We start from the raw sequence: 14,046 nt of genomic DNA, 5'->3' as shown, positions 1-14,046 counted from the left end.
TCCAGGCGGCCACGCGGACGCGTTCCTCCGCCTTGAAAGGGTCTCGCCAGACCAGGCGCATGTGATCCGGACGGGCAGGGGCGACATGGAAGCTGAGGCAGTCGGCAATCAGGCTCACGACAGTGCCCCTGCCTTGCCGGTCCCGTTGCATCGCCAGCAGTCGTCCCGGTGTCGCTCGCCGGAAGAGGCGTCAGCGGAGTTCTCGGCCGCCACCAGGACGCGGCGCAGGCTCACGTACTTCCAGCCCCGCCCCGAGCAGGAAACACATCGCGCAGTCATGCAACGAGGATTGCCCGAGGCCCTGTCACGTCTCGATCGCTCCCAGGTACCGTCTGTGATCGACTTGTCTCTTTCCGTCTCCTCTTTGTCTCGTCCTCGCTCGTCTCTGTCGCTAACCTGGGCCCATATGGCACCCCAGCCCGAGGCGCGGATCATGACTGACCAGCCGATCCTGTTGAAGACGCTCCTGACGCAACGCCACTGGCAGACATACAGCACGTTCTGTAAGGAGTACGACAAGGCGGCCAAGAAGGTGGACCCCTCGTTGCAGGGCGGTTGGCCGAGCCGGGCGCAACTCCACCGTTGGCTGACCGGCGAACTCAAGGGCTTGCCGTACTCCGGCCACTGCCGTGTCCTGGAGGCGATGTTCCCTGGCAGGTCGGCCCACGAACTGTTCTCCACGAACACCGCCGAAGTGCCCACACCGAGGACAGAGCCGGAGCCAGCCAGAAGCGCCGACCCCGAGACCGAGATCTGCGCCATGCCGCAGATGGCCGATGTGACCGCTGTCTTCAGCAGCCGCTCTGCTTTCTCCTCCGCCTATCCCGCCTCCACTCTGTTCGACAGCGCGAAGGAGATCAACGCGGCGGGCCTGTCGCTCAATGTGCTTTGCCAGGGTTATCCCGATCACCAGCTCAAACGCTTGCTGGACTCCGGCACCCGGATCCGGTGCCTCTTCCTCGACCCGAAGGGCCAGGCGATCCGCGCACGCGAGGCAGAAGAGCGCTACACAGACAGCACGTTGACGACCCTCACGGCGCTCAACATCACCATGCTGACCAGACTGCGCGACCGGCTCGACACCGCATCGGCTCAGCGCCTTGAACTGCACGTCTACGACGAGACGATCCGGTTCAACCTCTTGATCGTGGACCGGGCGTTCTGCGTGGTGCAGCCATACCTGCCGCAGGCCCGCGGAGTTGACTCACCTACCTTGGTTATTAGAGATAACACCGCTGCTGACGGCCTGTTTCCGGTCTTCGACCAGGTGTTCAACGAGATGTGGGAGCGGAGCGAACCCGTATGACCATCGACGCCCGGACCCTCCTCCCCGTCGCTGAACACGCCGTGTCGATGGCCAGCGAGATTATCCGGACCAAGGCTCCTGGCGTCGTCACGGCCAAGGGCGATCGGGACATGGCTACGGAGGTGGATTACGCCGTCGAACAGGTCGTACGCGAGTTTCTGTCCCGAGAGACACCTGAGATCGGATTCCTCGGCGAAGAGGAGGGCGTCAGCCACATTGGTGATGGTCTGATGTGGGCGTTCGACCCGGTGGACGGGACGGCCAACTTCCTGCACGGCATCCCACTCTGCGGCGTCTCTCTCGGCCTGGTCGATAAGGACATGCCCACGCTGGGGGTCATCGATCTGCCGCTGCTCGGCATCCGCTACATCGCCGCAGAAGGAGCAGGAGCCCAAGCCAACGGATCCGACATCCGGGTGAGTGATGCCCGCGACTTGGAGTCCGCCATCGTGGCTCTGGGCGATTATGCCGTGGGGGAGAACGCCCACGAGCGGAACCGGCCCCGCTTCGCTCTGACTCATGAGCTGGCGGCGCGGGTTCAGCGCGTTCGGATGTTCGGTTCAGCCGCGATCGACCTGGCGTGGGTTGCGGACGGCAAGATCGACGCCAACATCATGCTGAGCAACAACCCGTGGGACACCGCCGCAGGTGTCGTCATCGCCCGCGAAGCCGGAGCCGCCGTGGTCGACATTGATGGAAGCCCGCACAGCATGACCGCTCACGCGACCATCGCCGCAAGCCCGAAGCTGATTGCTGATCTCGTTGAACTCATCGCTGAGGCACGTAAGGCTGCGAGATACAGCCAGCGCACTGCCGAATAGTTCTTGTAGGTATCAAGGCTGCGGCGCAAGCGCCGCAGCGCGGCCCGCGCACGCCCGCACGCTGCGCGTGCGGCCTGGGGGCCGTTCTCGCGTGCGACGCGCGCGGGCCGCTATGCATTGCTACCAGGCTCATCCTGAGCCTCATGCGGGTAATACCCGTAGTGCCGTTGCTGCCGACGCCCGAAGTAGCCCAGGCCCACGAAGAAGACACCCATGAGGACCGCACCGCCGAGGCAAACGAGCAAGGAAACCAGCGTGAGGGCGTCTTCCGCCCCGAGCGCGGCACTGATCAACACGATGACGCCCAAGAGCCCTCCGAAGGCAGGGCCTACGATCAACCCGAGGCGCACAGGATGGGCCGCAGCGAACCGCTGACCGCGATGCGGCTTAACATCGCCACCCAAGAACGTATCTACTCGCCAGAACCAGTCCGCAAGGAGCCTCAACAGGCGCACAGACAACCCCTTTCATGCCTCCGGCGGGGGCGCTCCGGCTCCGGGATGATCGCCGTGCGGGGTGCCAGGGCCGTAGGTGGCTGTGGTGGAAGCCTGATCATCCCGCCTGCCATCGACCCGGGACAAGCCGAGCAGACCAGGGCCACGGGGCCAAGGTCGTTCCTCCAGTTGGGGGCTCCACCTTGTCCCCGTGGCCCTGGCCCGCTTCCCCTTCGGGCGGGTCGACGGCAGACGGGATGATCAGGCGGACGGCGTATGCGCATCGCGCTCCCAGTCGACCTCGTCGTACTCGTCGATCCACACTTCGGCGCCGACCTTCGCCAGAAGTTTGATCACAGGGGAGTCCAACATGAAGCACAGAGCGCCCGCTCCCGGCCCGAGCAGTTCCCGAGTAAGGTGCAGCTCGATCATTGCCCCCTGACTGGCCAGTGCGGCGAGCTTGTCTCCAGCCCCAAGCAGGGGGCCAGTCACTGCCCTGACGAGTTCTTCTAGCGATGCCTCGTTGCCCTGAGCGGAAGCTTCGAGCTGCCAATCGCCAGAATGAGTGATCTCTGAAGGCTGCACGCCTAATGCCCGGGATATTTCGGCGGGGCTGTGCACCCTGCTCCTGATCCGAAGCGTTGCGCTGTGTTCGACTCTCACGGCGCATACGCTAGGGGTCAGCTCTCAGGTCATGCCAGGTCGAAGGCTGATCGTCGTGCCATTAGCGTGCCATTAAGGGCGGTGACGAGGGGTCAACCACGGTCACTCATGACCGTCCTCAGCCGCAGGTCAACGCCCCTACAAGCCAAGATCCATGCAATTCCCAAGCTGACAGCGCGGGTTCGATTCCCGTCACCCGCTCTCACAGCGAAAAGCCAGGTCAGGGATGAATTCCCGACCTGGCTTTGATCGTTTTTGCGGCGGCTTTCGATCTTCCGTGCCCGTTACGTGCCCGATCCGTCTTGATCTTGATCCTTCAGGGCTTCTTCGGCGAGCTTGCCGAGAGCGTCGGCGATGGCCCGATCACGCTCCATCGCGGTGTGCTGGTAGATCAACGCGGCTCGGGTGGACGCGTAGCCCATGCGGGTCATGAGGTCCCGGAGAGTCGCGCCGGACTGGGCCGCGAGGGTGTTTCCGGTGTGACGAAGATCATGAAAGTGGAATCCGCTGAGCATCGCCTTCTTGAGCGCCGCCACCCAGACGCGGGTGAAGTTCGCACGCCGGAGCTTGGCACCCTTGGGGCCGACGAAGACGTGCCCGTGCTCGCCCTTCTCGGCGTACGTCTCCATATGCGCTCGCAGATCGGGCAGCAGCGTCGCCGGGATGCTGACGAGACGCTTGCCCGCTTCCGACTTGGGCGGCCCGATGGTCACCGAGCCGTCCTTGAGCTCGGTTGTGGTCCCGACGATGCGGATCGTCCCCGCCTCCAGGTCGAGGTTCTTCCGCTGGAGTGCGGCCAGTTCACCCCACCGCAGACTGGCGAAGGTCGCCAGCAGGATCAGCATGCGGAACCGCGGTTCGATGGCGTCGGCCAGGGTGAAGACCTGCTTCATGGTCAGTACGGGCCGCTCGGGTGAGTCTTCCTTACCTGCCTTCTTGATCGTGCAGGGGTTGGCCTTGATCAACCCATCCTCCACGGCCGTGTTGAAGATGGCCTTCAGGAGCCGGTATGCCTTAGCCACGGTGATCGGTCCAACCCCGCCGTCCAGGAGCTGCTTGCGCCACTTCCGAATGTGAGCGACCTTGACCTCGCATGCATCGAAAGCGGGGCATCAGTGAGCTTCGGTGTGGTCTTCTACCGGGCTGGGCTGGCGTTCTCCGCCAGAACCCGGTGAGGAGCTGAATGCCCTACGGGTCAGCTCAGCAGCCGTACCACCCGGCGTAGGCGTCCCACTTGCCGCTCTTGGTGAATTCTGCGCTCTTGCCCTTGTTGATCGTGGTGCACTTCGAGTCGGGCATAAAGGCCCCCCTCCAGTCCACCTTGAGCTTCTTCTTGCTGGCGCAGTTGTTCGTGATCTTCACCCAGTGGTCATAGTACTTTCCGAAGGCGGTCTCCTCGTAGAAGGTCCTCCCATGCTGGACATTGACGCAGGAGGGCGCGGCGTTGGCCGCCGGAGCGGCGGCGGCCGGTGTGGCGACAGTCATGGTGAGCACAGCTGCCGCCACAGCTGCGGCTCGGATGAAGGCACGGGAATCCATCGTTCTCCTTGGGGATATCGCGGCGATTTTGGATGCTGCCGGTTGGGCAGCAAGAAACGCCCGCCACATGCGGGTTGTTGACACGGCCAACGCTAGCGAGGGGCGGTATATCGCGGGTATGGCAGTGATTCGAGCAAGGCCAGGCCGGATACCCGCTTCGTCGACCTCGACCACGCTCAACCGCTACACGCACGCGTCGCCCGAGGGTCTGTAGTGCCGAGTCAACAATCGCCTCTGGAGTGGATCTCCGGCTCAGGGATGGGGAAGTGCTCAAGATCGGCGGGTCCTAATGGGGCCGAGGCGGGCGGGGTGCGCGCAGTGCGTTTCAATCCCAGGTCGGAGAGCTGATACTCGTGCCAGATGCGTGCCAGAACGAACGGCAGGTCAAGGTCATTCAGGGCCACTCACGGCCACTCGTCGCGGTCTGACCAGGAGTCCCGTTCTCCCCGCTCAGGACACCAAGATCAGTAGCCGGTTCCCAAGCTGACAGCGCGGGTTCGATTCCCGTCACCCGCTCCAGTGTTCGTGTAACAGCGTTCAGTCCCACCGCTCAGCGATGGTCACTGAGAGCTTGCGTCGTTAAGGAGTTCGGTCTCGACGACGCCATCAAGCGCCCGGTGGAGTTTCGCGTCGGTGGTCAGCAGCGGAATCTCTCGATCGAGAGCAAGCTGTGCGAAGACGGCGTCATACATGCGCAACGTCAACCGCACCGCCAGGGCGGCGGCCCGCTCCAACCGGTCGGCGTCCACGGGATAGACTCGGACGCCGAGCTCATCAATGATCCGAACGGCCGCGATGAACTCATCTGCAGATAGCCGACCCGCGAGCAGACCCTTCTTTCGCAACACTCCGGCAACCTCAATCCGCGCGAAGTCCGCTGTCTCCAGTCTTACCCGGCCGTGCAGGAAGTCGTCCCGGATCTGGCGGGCGTGCTCGAAGCCAGATTGATCGACGAACCACCGTAGGAACACACCGGTGTCCACGACGTACGCGTCAGCCACGCGCGCCTTCCCGGAGACGGTCCAGCTCCTCGTCGACGCCTGTCACACCGCGCATCCGCTCCTGAACCCGCTCCATAATGGCCAGCGCTCGCTCACGCCGACCAGCCGTCTCAAGGTTCTCGCGGACAAGTGCGAGAACCGGCTGGACACGATCATCCGGAAGCCGATCGACCAGAGCATGCAACTCTTCACGCATCGCGCTCATGGTCGCAGTCTACGCCTCGCCATGCTCGCCTCCCTGGCCGTTTGTGCAGGGCGAGGCAGACCGGTGTCCGTGCCCGTTGCGTGCCCGTTCACAGAGCGATCTGCGGAGACTCAGGGGGACTCGCGGTCACTTGACCGGCATACGCCCAGGTCAGCGTTGCCCCAGCTCAGCCTACGTAATCTTGAAAGAGTTCCCAAGCTGATAGCGCGGGTTCGATTCCCGCCACCCGCTCCACAGAAACTCAGCCGGACCCCTGGTGCTTGTCGGTTGCCTTAAACTTCCTCATCCCTCTTCATGTCGCTGCGGTATCGCGGTCGCTAGCACAGATGCGAGCTGGCAGTATCGAGATGGAGGGGAGACACCATGAACTTCGATCGGATCACTGTCGAGCTCGACAAGCTCGAAGGTAAACCGACCATCCGAGGGCTGCGCATCACCGTGGAGACGGTGGTACGGCTCGTCGCGGCCGGATGGACCTTCGATGAGATCTTGTCGGACTACCCCGACCTCGAACGCGAGGACATCAAGCAGGGGCTGGAGTACGCAGCGGCCTCCACGAACGTCCACTTCTACCGCCTCCGAGAGCCGGCGTGAACTTCCTGATCGATGAGAACCTCTCACCGCGCGTCGCTGAACTGCTGGCGAAAGCCGGTCACGATGCGGTGCACGTGCGCGACCTCCAAGCAACGAGTGCGCCGGACTCCACGATCATGGCCCTTGCCATGGCGGACAACCGGGTCATCGTCTCGGCGGATACGGACTTCGGCGCGCTTTTGGCTCAGGCCCGTACCACCAAGCCTTCGGTCGTGCTCGTGCGGGAGATCCTTGAGCTTCGACCGCCTGAGCTGGTGAATATCATCCTTAACCACCTTGATGTCCTCGAACCTCACCTGTCTACGGGTGCGATCGTGGCCTTCGCCCCAGCGGGCATCAGAGTGCGAGCACTCCCGCTCCGTTGAGAGCACTTGACCGTCGTGCCATTAGCGTGCCATTAAGGGCGGTGACGAGGGGTCAACCACGGTCACTCACGACCGGCCTCAGCCGCAGCTCAGCGGCTCTACGAGCCAAGATCCCTGCAATTCCCAAGCTGACAGCGCGGGTTCGATTCCCGTCACCCGATCCACAGAAAGCCCAGGCCAACCGGCATTTTCAGGATCTGAGCCTTGATCTTGCTCGAGCTTGTTGAGCTTCTCGTGCCATTGGCGTGTTTTAGGGTCGGTGATCACCCAGCGTACCAGTACGCCAAGCGGGTCGTCCTCGCCGTCACCGCGTGCCCGTTCGTTCCCGATCAGGTGCTTGTCGAGCGCTTGCGTGATGGCCTGGGTCCGCCCCGCGCACCGCATGCTGATAGATCATCGCGGCGCGCACGTTCGCGCAACTCCGGCAGGATGGGCCTCCGGGATACCGATCACGCGCTTGCCGGCCTTGAACTTGGGCGGTCCGAGAATCATCTCCCGATCCTCGGCGCCTCGGCAAGGACCAGACGTTGGTCCTGGAGTTCGCCGGGGGCGAGGATGACGCCCCGGAGGAGCGGAATGTCCTGTGGCGGCTTGCGGGATATCTGATCATCGGCCTGATCGGGCCGCGCGTCGCCATCGACGACACGGCGTGGAACAACGGCCGGAGCTGAACCTGCGCAGTGTCGCACCCTCTACCTGCGACAAAGTCCTGCCATAGCGGAACGCCCCGGCGTTCGGTGCGCTCCACGGCCTCACTGATGACGCCACCTTCGGGCTATTCGACCAGCGCGCCGAATACGTAGGTTCCGGGAGCGTCCGGGTCGTCGCCGGCCCAGAACTCTGTCCAGTGGATGCGGAACTCCTCGCGGGTGAGGTGGCCGTCATCGTCCAGGTCGAGGCGCGGGAAGATCTCATCGGTCGCTGAGGGCGCCCCGTTCCACGTCTCGATGAGCGCGCCGTATTCCGAACAGGAGATGAGGCCGTCGCCGTTGAGGTCGATGGCCTCGAACATCGCGTCGGCAGTGCCGGAGACCGCGTCGGTCATGTCACCGAGTCTTTCCACGACGCGAAGCACCTCGTCGAGGGAGACGGCGTCGTCGCCGCCGGGGTCGGAGGCGGCTCGGAGTACCGGCCACCAACCGGTCATGATGGAGGCCAGTCGCTCTGGGTCGACGGATCCCCCGACGGCCATCCAGCGATGGGCGAGCGCCTGGAAGTCGGCCTGGGTCAGTCGGCCGTCGCCGTCCACATCCATTGCCCGGAAGACTCTGCCGACCTTTCTACGCTGGAACTCGCTGGCCACATCCGCCTCCGCTCTTCGGGAGACTCAATGTTTTCGAGAGATCACTAATCGCGACCATACTCATTTAAGTGACGAATCTGTTACTTAGCGTGGAGGCTCTGGTTCGTGACGTAGGAAATCGTCATCCGAAGGACCGGGTTAACAAGGACCAGAGAATCGCCCCGGCCGCCGCGGGTCGACGGCAGACGTTGCGGATGATCAGGCGGGCGGGGTGGGCGACCTGCGCTACTCGACGTAGGTGCCGTCCGATCGGATTATCTGGTCACGTGTAAATGGAGCGTCGGTTGACCGGCGTCGTCTATCGCTCACTGCCACGATCATTCGGAGGTGTTCGTCGGCGTCGCGAACGACGTAGGTGAGGACCTTGTACTCGTTGCCGTCCCGCCCGACGATGTTCTCCCAGTCCTTGTCCCCGTTCTCTTCCATGACGGCAAGCTCCGCGTAGATGGCAACGCGACGCCAGCGGGCCAGATACTCCTCGGCGAGCTCGGCCGCGACCTGCTCGTTCATCCCCACATCCTCGCCTAAGGTCGTGCCATTAGCGTGCCATTAAGGAGAGTAACGAGGGGTCAACCACGGTCACTCAGGACCGTCCCCAGTCGCAGGTCAGCGCCCCTACGAGCCGAGATCCTTGCAGTTCCCAAGCTGACAGCGCGGGTTCGATTCCCGTCACCCGCTCTCATGGGAAAGCCCAGGTAGGGGCTCGTGTCGGGGCCGTCGAAGCTCTGAACTACTTGGCCGCAGATCGGCGCGCCCCCTCAGGCGACTTTCCAGGTTCGGTCGCCGAGTGCAGCTACGAGATCCAAGTGCCCCCGATCGCGGCGATGTACTCTCGCACGACGTCGATGCCGGATACCTCGCCGTGTTCAATCTTGGAGACGCGAGCTTGGTTGACTCCCAAGGTGTTGGCGAGTTCAGCCTGGGTGACACTGGCGGCCTGACGGAACTCGGCGAGCTGAAATCCGCGGATGTACGCTTCGCGGCACTTTGTTGCCCGCTATGTCTTATGCCACCAGGGCCGCTGCCCCGAGTGCGTGCCCGACAGCCGCTTCGTTGAACGCACGGATCGCCGCAGTCTCCGCCGCCTTCACCCAAGCCAGGCCGAGGATCGAGGGAGGCAACCCCGCGACGGGAACGAAGCGGACGTCCGGGCGCCCGTGGTGAGCCGCCGTCGGAGTGCAGAACAACATGCCGCCCCGGTTGAGCGCCACCTGAGTCAGACCCTCCTGGCTGGTGGCCACCGTACCGGCCAGGGGAATGGGCCGGCCGGAAGGGGTTGCGGACGGTGTCACACGCTCGCGCCACGCGCGCGGAGCCGGGCCGTCCAGGCCGATCAGGGACAGGTCGGCCAGCTCCTCCGCGCCGATACTCGCACGAGCGGCCCACGAGTGGCGCGAGGAGAGGCCGAGCTGGTACGAGACCCGGTTCAGCCCTTCGCTCGTAGCCAGATCGGGCTCGTCCACCGGGAGCAGCGTGAACGCGATGTCCACCTGCCCGACCCGCAACTTGCCAAAAGGGTCGGAGAGCGGGATCTCCACCAGCTCGACCTCGCACTCCGGGTACTGGCGCTCGAAGGCACGCACGCTGCCGATGACGACGTCTGTGGGGGTGGCGAAAAAGCCGAGCCTGATCACGCCTGTCACCTCGCGGGCTGCCGCCTTGGCCCGGCTGACCGCGTTCGCGAGGCCGTCGTAGGAGGGGCGCAGATCAGCCAGGAAACGTTCGCCCAGGGGCGTGAGGCGCACGCGCCTGCTGGTCCGGTGGAAGAGCCGGCCGCCGAGCCTGGTCTCCAGCGAGCGCATGAGCTGGCTCACCCGGCCAGGTGACAGGTAGAGACGCTCGGCTGTACGCGCGAAGTGCAGCTCCTCACTGAGTACGACGAAGCACTCCAGCTCCCTGAATTCCATCCCCACCTCCATCGGATCGCTTAGTCCACCTAAACCAAGCCTTCGACTTCCGCCATTGTTCCCGCTGGTGGCCGGCAGAAAGCTGGCATTCATGACCATGACTGATGTTTCTGCCGCCACCCGGGCGCGCTGGTTCGCCGTGTTTTCGGTCGCGGTGGGCACCTTCACCATCGTGACCAGCGAGATGCTGCCCGTTGGCCTGCTGACCTCGATCGCCGCCACCCTCGGTGTCTCCGACGGGATGGCCGGGCTGATGATGTCGGCGCCCGGACTGGTCGCCGCCGTCTCCGCGCCCGTGCTGGCGATCACCACCCGACGGCTCGACCGGCGCGTCACGCTACTGGGGCTGATGGCACTGCTGGCGGTGGCCAATCTCGCGGGCGCGTTCGCGCCGAACTACCCCGTCATGCTGGCCGCCCGGGTGCTGACCGGGGTAAGCATCGGCGGGTTCTGGGCCTTCGCGGCCGGACTCGGCCTGCGACTGGTGCCCGAAGGGTCCGTCGGGCGAGCCACGTCGATCATCTTGGCCGGGGTGTCGGTGGCGTCGGTATTGGGGGTGCCCGTGGCGACGTTCATCTCGTCGTTCGCGGGGTGGCGGACCGCGTTCATCGCCATGGGGGTGCTGGCCCTGGCCCTACTCGCGCTACTCGCTATCACCCTACCGCCCCTACCCGGCGATCCCCGAGCCCGCGCGTCCGAGCCGTTGCCCCGGGAGGCCACGGCTCGCGCGTCGGAGGGGCGGCTCGTGCGGCTCTCCGGCCCGCTCAAGATCGTCCTGGTCCTCACCGTCTTGATCGTGTCCGGCCACTTCGCGGCCTACACCTACGTCCGGCCGTTCCTGGAGCAGGTCTCGCACGCCGGTCCCGCCCTCGTCAGCGCCGCCCTCCTCATGTACGGCGCCGCGGGCGTGGCCGGCAACTTCGCGGCTGGCGCATGGGCGGCCAGGAACCCCAAGCCGGTCCTGGTCACGCTGGCCGTGCTCATGGCACTCTCCACGGCGGCGCTGCCCCTGATCGGCCTGCCCCTGATCGTGCTCGTGGTGTGGGGCCTGGGCTACGGCGGCGTAGGAGTGACCCTGCAGCTCTGGATCATGCGGTCGGGCGGCGGCGAAATGGGCACGGCGCTCTTCGTCGGCGCCTTCAACGTCTCCATCGCGCTCGGCTCATTCATCGGCGGCCGGGTCGTGGACGGAGCGTCGATATCCGCGGTGATGTGGGTGGGAGCGGCGCTCGCCGTGGTCAGCGCGGCCGCCGCTGGCATCTCGGGCAGGGGTAGGACGACCGCTTCATGAAAGGAACGCGCCTGATCGGGGTGCCGCAGCGGGAGTAGCGCAGGTCGTGCCCGCCGATCAGGTACAGCACCACGATCGCCATGTTGTGGCCGGGCGGGAAGCTATTCCAGCCGGTGGGCGTACGGCTTCGGAGGGGCGACGTGCGGGCTGACGCAGCCCATGATGATTGCCATTACGCGGCGCTCCTCGAGCACTCAAGCAAGCGACCTTCGGCGGAGTGACAGCCGCACTCTCGATAGGCGTTCACTGTCGGCGCGGCTCTTACGCAACGACCGCCGGCCCTTCGCACGGCAGGCCCGGCACCTCTGAGTCCGAGTGAGCATGCCAAGATCTTGGCCCCCGCGGCGTCCGCCAGGCGTGCCCACTGCGTGCCCGTTCGGACGGCGATCAACGGGGAGTCGTGGGAACGCACGGTCGCTCGACCGGCATCGGCCCAGTTCAGCACGCCCCTTGTTTTCACCTTTTGTGATCTTGAAAGAGTTCCCAAGCTGAGAGCACGGGTTCGATTCCCGTCACCCGACGAAGATCGTGAACGTGAATTGCCGGGACGTTCGCCTTCTTGATCGCCTTGGCCCAGAAATGCGTGAAGGCGCTACACCGGAGGTGAGCGCCGTGCTCGCCGACGAAGGCCAGGCCATCAGGTTTGGCCTGGCTGAAGCGCCGAAGGTGCCACGCCAGGTCGCTGATGATGACCTCCGGCAGCGACACGACCCGCACGCCCGCATCGGTCTTGGGGCGTCCCGTCACGAGCTCGCCCGTCTTCATCTCGGCGACCGATTCCTCGATCCTGACCGCCCGCGCGTCGAGGTCAAGGGTGTGCCGCCGCAGAGCCGTCGGCTCACCCCACCTCGGACCGCCGAAAGTCGCGAGGAGCACCAGGGCACGGAAGCGAGGCGGCACGGCTGAAGCAAGCGCGAACACCTGGGCACGGTCAGCACGGGCTGTTCCTCCGGTCGCTCCACCCCAGCATTCTTGATCTTGCGCGGATCCTTCTTGCTCAGCTCGTCCTCAACGGCGGTGTTGAGGACGCCACGCATTAGGCGGTATGCCTTGGCCGACGTCAAGGCCACGCTCCGCGCCGCCGCGCGGCCCGCGCACGCCCGCACTGATCCACATGACCCTGGTCAGGACCACTTCTGGTAGTTGGTTCCGTTGCAGTCTCTGAGTTTGACGCCTAGGGAGACGCTCGCGGCGAGGCACTTACCGTTCTGCAGATTCGGAACAGTGCCCGAATCGTACGTGTACCACCGCTGGTACAAGTTTCCCCTGCAGTCGACGAGTCTGATGCCCTTCTCGACGCTCCCGTCGAGGCACTTGCGGCTCTGCAGGTGAACGATGGTCACACCATTCATCGTCGACTCCGTGTACCACCTCTGGTAGTCGGTTCCGTTGCAGTCTCTGAGTTTGACGCCTAGGGAGACGCTCGCGGCGAGGCACTTACCGCTCTGCACGTGCTTAATTTCCGGGAACGTTAACTTGCTGGACAGCTGCGACGATCCCGATTGCCGTTCGGCGGCAGCCGGTGTGGCGACAGTCATGGTGATCACAGCTGCTGCCACTGCTGCGGCTCGGATGATGGCACGGGAATCCATCGTTCTCCTTGGGGATATCGCGGCGATTTTGGATGCTGCCGGTTGGGCAGCAAGAAGCGTCTGCCACATGCGGGTTGTTGACGCCGCTGACGCTAGCGAGGGGCGGTATATCGCGGGTATGGCAGTGATTCGGGCAAGGCCAGGCCGGATACCCGCTTCGTCGACCTCGACCACGTTCAACCGCTACACGCACGCGTCGCCCGAGGGTCTGTAGTGCCGAGTCAACAATCGCCTCTGGAGTGGATCTCCAGCTCAGGGAGGGGGAAGTGCTCAAGATCGGCGGGTCCTAATGGGGCCGAGGCGGACGGGGTGCGCGCAGTGCGTTTCAACCCCAGGTCGGAGAGCTGATCCCCGTGCCAGATGCGTGCCAGAACGAACGGCAGGTCAAGGTCATTCAGGGTCGCTCACGGCCACTCGTCGGGTTCTGACCAGGACCTCCGTTCTCCTCGCTCAGGACACCAAGCTCAGTAGTCGGTTCCCAAGCTGACAGCGCGAGTTCGCATCCAAGTGAACAGGCGAATAGCCACGACGCTGTTGACTTGAGGGGGCTTGCGGTGAGCTGGACAACAGCGGTCTAGGCAGGGTCCGGCAGACAGGCTAAAGAGAGGTTGACTCGGCGAGCGTCAGTGCTTTGCCTTCCTCAAAGTCAGCCATCGCTCGAGAGTCTCGGTCGAAGTAGTCGCTCCAGAAACCAGCTCGGTGCCAACTCAAAGGTGCCGCGCGAAGGCGGCCATCTTCAAGTGTCATCCTCCAGCACGTGGGGATCCGCGAATCTACGGTTTCGAACATCGACGGGTCCCAGAGGGGGCCGGGGCTCTCGCCGGCATCGCCAAGGATGCGGATGTAGTAAACCTCTGCGTCCGAGTACATTTCCAGGACAACGTATCGCCCACCTACATGCACGCCCGGATAGGCATCCATGGGCTCGCCCTGCGGGCTGATGATTCGAACGCAGCGTACGATCACTCGCCGATCGTATTTGTACGTGGCACTCTGACGAGAACAAGATCCGGAAAATGCTCGGA

General features: G+C 64.4%; 21 protein-coding genes. 6 read left to right on the top strand and 15 right to left on the bottom strand.

Features of this window, described 5'->3' with window-relative positions:
- Positions 1–114: 114 nt before the first annotated feature.
- A complete protein-coding gene (locus tag ACIBO2_RS54245; protein ID WP_357958976.1) occupies positions 115–279 on the bottom strand; it encodes a hypothetical protein in 165 nt (54 codons plus the stop codon).
- A gap of 154 nt (positions 280–433) precedes the next feature.
- Here ACIBO2_RS54245 and ACIBO2_RS54240 point away from each other — a divergent pair, with 154 nt between their 5' ends.
- Entirely contained in the window at positions 434–1,306 is an 873-nt protein-coding gene (locus ACIBO2_RS54240; RefSeq protein WP_397304975.1) for a DUF5919 domain-containing protein, read from the top strand.
- Complete coding sequence (locus ACIBO2_RS54235; RefSeq protein ID WP_397304974.1) at positions 1,303–2,127, top strand: inositol monophosphatase family protein; 825 nt, start codon at positions 1,303–1,305, stop codon at positions 2,125–2,127. The genes ACIBO2_RS54240 and ACIBO2_RS54235 overlap by 4 nt, the downstream gene beginning before the upstream one ends.
- 110 nt (positions 2,128–2,237) lie before the next feature.
- On the opposite strand, the gene ACIBO2_RS54230 is transcribed toward ACIBO2_RS54235, so the two are convergent.
- From ACIBO2_RS54230 to ACIBO2_RS54205, 6 genes are all read right to left on the bottom strand, one after another.
- Positions 2,238–2,435, bottom strand: coding sequence for a hypothetical protein (locus ACIBO2_RS54230; protein ID WP_397304973.1), 198 nt, complete (start codon positions 2,433–2,435; stop codon positions 2,238–2,240).
- Between the two features lie 387 nt (positions 2,436–2,822).
- Complete coding sequence (locus ACIBO2_RS54225) at positions 2,823–3,224, bottom strand: hypothetical protein (RefSeq protein WP_397304972.1); 402 nt, start codon at positions 3,222–3,224, stop codon at positions 2,823–2,825.
- A gap of 284 nt (positions 3,225–3,508) precedes the next feature.
- Positions 3,509–4,246, bottom strand: coding sequence for a tyrosine-type recombinase/integrase (locus ACIBO2_RS54220; RefSeq protein ID WP_397304971.1), 738 nt, complete (start codon positions 4,244–4,246; stop codon positions 3,509–3,511).
- A 178-nt stretch (positions 4,247–4,424) separates the two neighbouring features.
- Positions 4,425–4,763, bottom strand: a complete 339-nt coding sequence (locus tag ACIBO2_RS54215; RefSeq protein ID WP_397304970.1) for a hypothetical protein — start codon at positions 4,761–4,763, stop codon at positions 4,425–4,427.
- Between the two features lie 560 nt (positions 4,764–5,323).
- The gene (locus ACIBO2_RS54210; protein WP_358553305.1) at positions 5,324–5,764 is read right to left on the bottom strand and encodes a type II toxin-antitoxin system VapC family toxin; all 441 of its coding nucleotides are present in this window, start codon (positions 5,762–5,764) and stop codon (positions 5,324–5,326) included.
- The gene (locus ACIBO2_RS54205; RefSeq protein WP_219529428.1) at positions 5,757–5,969 is read right to left on the bottom strand and encodes a hypothetical protein; all 213 of its coding nucleotides are present in this window, start codon (positions 5,967–5,969) and stop codon (positions 5,757–5,759) included. The genes ACIBO2_RS54210 and ACIBO2_RS54205 overlap by 8 nt, the downstream gene beginning before the upstream one ends.
- A gap of 363 nt (positions 5,970–6,332) precedes the next feature.
- Here ACIBO2_RS54205 and ACIBO2_RS54200 point away from each other — a divergent pair, with 363 nt between their 5' ends.
- The gene (locus ACIBO2_RS54200) at positions 6,333–6,563 is read left to right on the top strand and encodes a DUF433 domain-containing protein (protein WP_358185534.1); all 231 of its coding nucleotides are present in this window, start codon (positions 6,333–6,335) and stop codon (positions 6,561–6,563) included.
- A complete protein-coding gene (locus ACIBO2_RS54195; protein ID WP_358553307.1) occupies positions 6,560–6,928 on the top strand; it encodes a DUF5615 family PIN-like protein in 369 nt (122 codons plus the stop codon). Before ACIBO2_RS54200 ends, ACIBO2_RS54195 begins: the two co-directional genes overlap by 4 nt.
- Before the next feature lie 78 nt (positions 6,929–7,006).
- On the opposite strand, the gene ACIBO2_RS54190 is transcribed toward ACIBO2_RS54195, so the two are convergent.
- Positions 7,007–7,312 carry a hypothetical protein gene (locus ACIBO2_RS54190; RefSeq protein WP_358553309.1) on the bottom strand — a complete coding sequence of 102 codons (306 nt, stop codon included), beginning with the start codon at positions 7,310–7,312 and terminating at the stop codon, positions 7,007–7,009.
- A gap of 143 nt (positions 7,313–7,455) precedes the next feature.
- On the opposite strand from ACIBO2_RS54190, the gene ACIBO2_RS54185 reads away from it, so the two are divergent.
- Positions 7,456–7,599, top strand: a complete 144-nt coding sequence (locus tag ACIBO2_RS54185; RefSeq protein ID WP_358553311.1) for a hypothetical protein — start codon at positions 7,456–7,458, stop codon at positions 7,597–7,599.
- A gap of 104 nt (positions 7,600–7,703) precedes the next feature.
- Here ACIBO2_RS54185 and ACIBO2_RS54180 read toward each other — a convergent pair whose 3' ends face one another.
- The 4 genes from ACIBO2_RS54180 to ACIBO2_RS54165 all read right to left on the bottom strand — a co-directional run bounded on the left by ACIBO2_RS54180 (position 7,704) and on the right by ACIBO2_RS54165 (position 10,138).
- Entirely contained in the window at positions 7,704–8,231 is a 528-nt protein-coding gene (locus tag ACIBO2_RS54180) for an EF-hand domain-containing protein (protein WP_358553313.1), read from the bottom strand.
- Positions 8,232–8,456: 225 nt separating this feature from the next.
- Positions 8,457–8,741, bottom strand: a complete 285-nt coding sequence (locus ACIBO2_RS54175; RefSeq protein WP_358553315.1) for a hypothetical protein — start codon at positions 8,739–8,741, stop codon at positions 8,457–8,459.
- Positions 8,742–9,024: 283 nt separating this feature from the next.
- Positions 9,025–9,201 (bottom strand): helix-turn-helix domain-containing protein, encoded by a 177-nt coding sequence (locus tag ACIBO2_RS54170; protein ID WP_358553325.1) that lies wholly within the window; start codon positions 9,199–9,201, stop codon positions 9,025–9,027.
- A 34-nt stretch (positions 9,202–9,235) separates the two neighbouring features.
- Positions 9,236–10,138: a LysR family transcriptional regulator gene (locus ACIBO2_RS54165; RefSeq protein ID WP_358553317.1), complete on the bottom strand. Its 903-nt coding sequence runs from the start codon at positions 10,136–10,138 to the stop codon at positions 9,236–9,238.
- A gap of 97 nt (positions 10,139–10,235) precedes the next feature.
- Here ACIBO2_RS54165 and ACIBO2_RS54160 point away from each other — a divergent pair, with 97 nt between their 5' ends.
- The gene (locus ACIBO2_RS54160; RefSeq protein WP_397304969.1) at positions 10,236–11,429 is read left to right on the top strand and encodes an MFS transporter; all 1,194 of its coding nucleotides are present in this window, start codon (positions 10,236–10,238) and stop codon (positions 11,427–11,429) included.
- Here ACIBO2_RS54160 and ACIBO2_RS54155 read toward each other — a convergent pair.
- The 3 genes from ACIBO2_RS54155 to ACIBO2_RS54145 all read right to left on the bottom strand — a co-directional run bounded on the left by ACIBO2_RS54155 (position 11,377) and on the right by ACIBO2_RS54145 (position 13,195).
- Positions 11,377–11,511, bottom strand: coding sequence for a zinc finger domain-containing protein (locus ACIBO2_RS54155; RefSeq protein WP_397304968.1), 135 nt, complete (start codon positions 11,509–11,511; stop codon positions 11,377–11,379). The genes ACIBO2_RS54160 and ACIBO2_RS54155 overlap by 53 nt on opposite strands.
- Positions 11,512–11,885: 374 nt before the next feature.
- Positions 11,886–12,350: a tyrosine-type recombinase/integrase gene (locus tag ACIBO2_RS54150; protein ID WP_358553319.1), complete on the bottom strand. Its 465-nt coding sequence runs from the start codon at positions 12,348–12,350 to the stop codon at positions 11,886–11,888.
- A 203-nt stretch (positions 12,351–12,553) separates the two neighbouring features.
- On the bottom strand, positions 12,554–13,195 hold the full coding sequence (locus ACIBO2_RS54145) for an RICIN domain-containing protein (protein ID WP_358553321.1): 642 nt from the start codon (positions 13,193–13,195) through the stop codon (positions 12,554–12,556).
- Between the last annotated feature and the right edge of the window lie 851 nt (positions 13,196–14,046).

Origin of the sequence: Nonomuraea sp. NPDC050022 (assembly GCF_044460705.1) — a bacterium.
Classification (GTDB): Bacteria; Actinomycetota; Actinomycetes; order Streptosporangiales; family Streptosporangiaceae; genus Nonomuraea.
Note: the sequence above shows the minus strand (reverse complement) of the source record. Positions and strands in the feature narration are given on the sequence as shown.

Bases quoted from the DNA above. Each gene is read 5' to 3' on its own strand.
- ACIBO2_RS54245 (WP_357958976.1), bottom strand. From the start codon at position 279: ATGACTGCGCGATGTGTTTCCTGCTCGGGGCGGGGCTGGAAGTACGTG.
- ACIBO2_RS54240 (WP_397304975.1), top strand. From the start codon at position 434: ATGACTGACCAGCCGATCCTGTTGAAGACGCTCCTGACGCAACGCCAC.
- ACIBO2_RS54235 (WP_397304974.1), top strand. From the start codon at position 1,303: ATGACCATCGACGCCCGGACCCTCCTCCCCGTCGCTGAACACGCCGTG.
- ACIBO2_RS54215 (WP_397304970.1), bottom strand. From the start codon at position 4,763: ATGGATTCCCGTGCCTTCATCCGAGCCGCAGCTGTGGCGGCAGCTGTG.
- ACIBO2_RS54205 (WP_219529428.1), bottom strand. From the start codon at position 5,969: ATGAGCGCGATGCGTGAAGAGTTGCATGCTCTGGTCGATCGGCTTCCG.
- ACIBO2_RS54200 (WP_358185534.1), top strand. From the start codon at position 6,333: ATGAACTTCGATCGGATCACTGTCGAGCTCGACAAGCTCGAAGGTAAA.
- ACIBO2_RS54190 (WP_358553309.1), bottom strand. From the start codon at position 7,312: ATGCGGTGCGCGGGGCGGACCCAGGCCATCACGCAAGCGCTCGACAAG.
- ACIBO2_RS54175 (WP_358553315.1), bottom strand. From the start codon at position 8,741: ATGAACGAGCAGGTCGCGGCCGAGCTCGCCGAGGAGTATCTGGCCCGC.
- ACIBO2_RS54165 (WP_358553317.1), bottom strand. From the start codon at position 10,138: ATGGAATTCAGGGAGCTGGAGTGCTTCGTCGTACTCAGTGAGGAGCTG.
- ACIBO2_RS54160 (WP_397304969.1), top strand. From the start codon at position 10,236: ATGACTGATGTTTCTGCCGCCACCCGGGCGCGCTGGTTCGCCGTGTTT.
- ACIBO2_RS54155 (WP_397304968.1), bottom strand. From the start codon at position 11,511: ATGGCGATCGTGGTGCTGTACCTGATCGGCGGGCACGACCTGCGCTAC.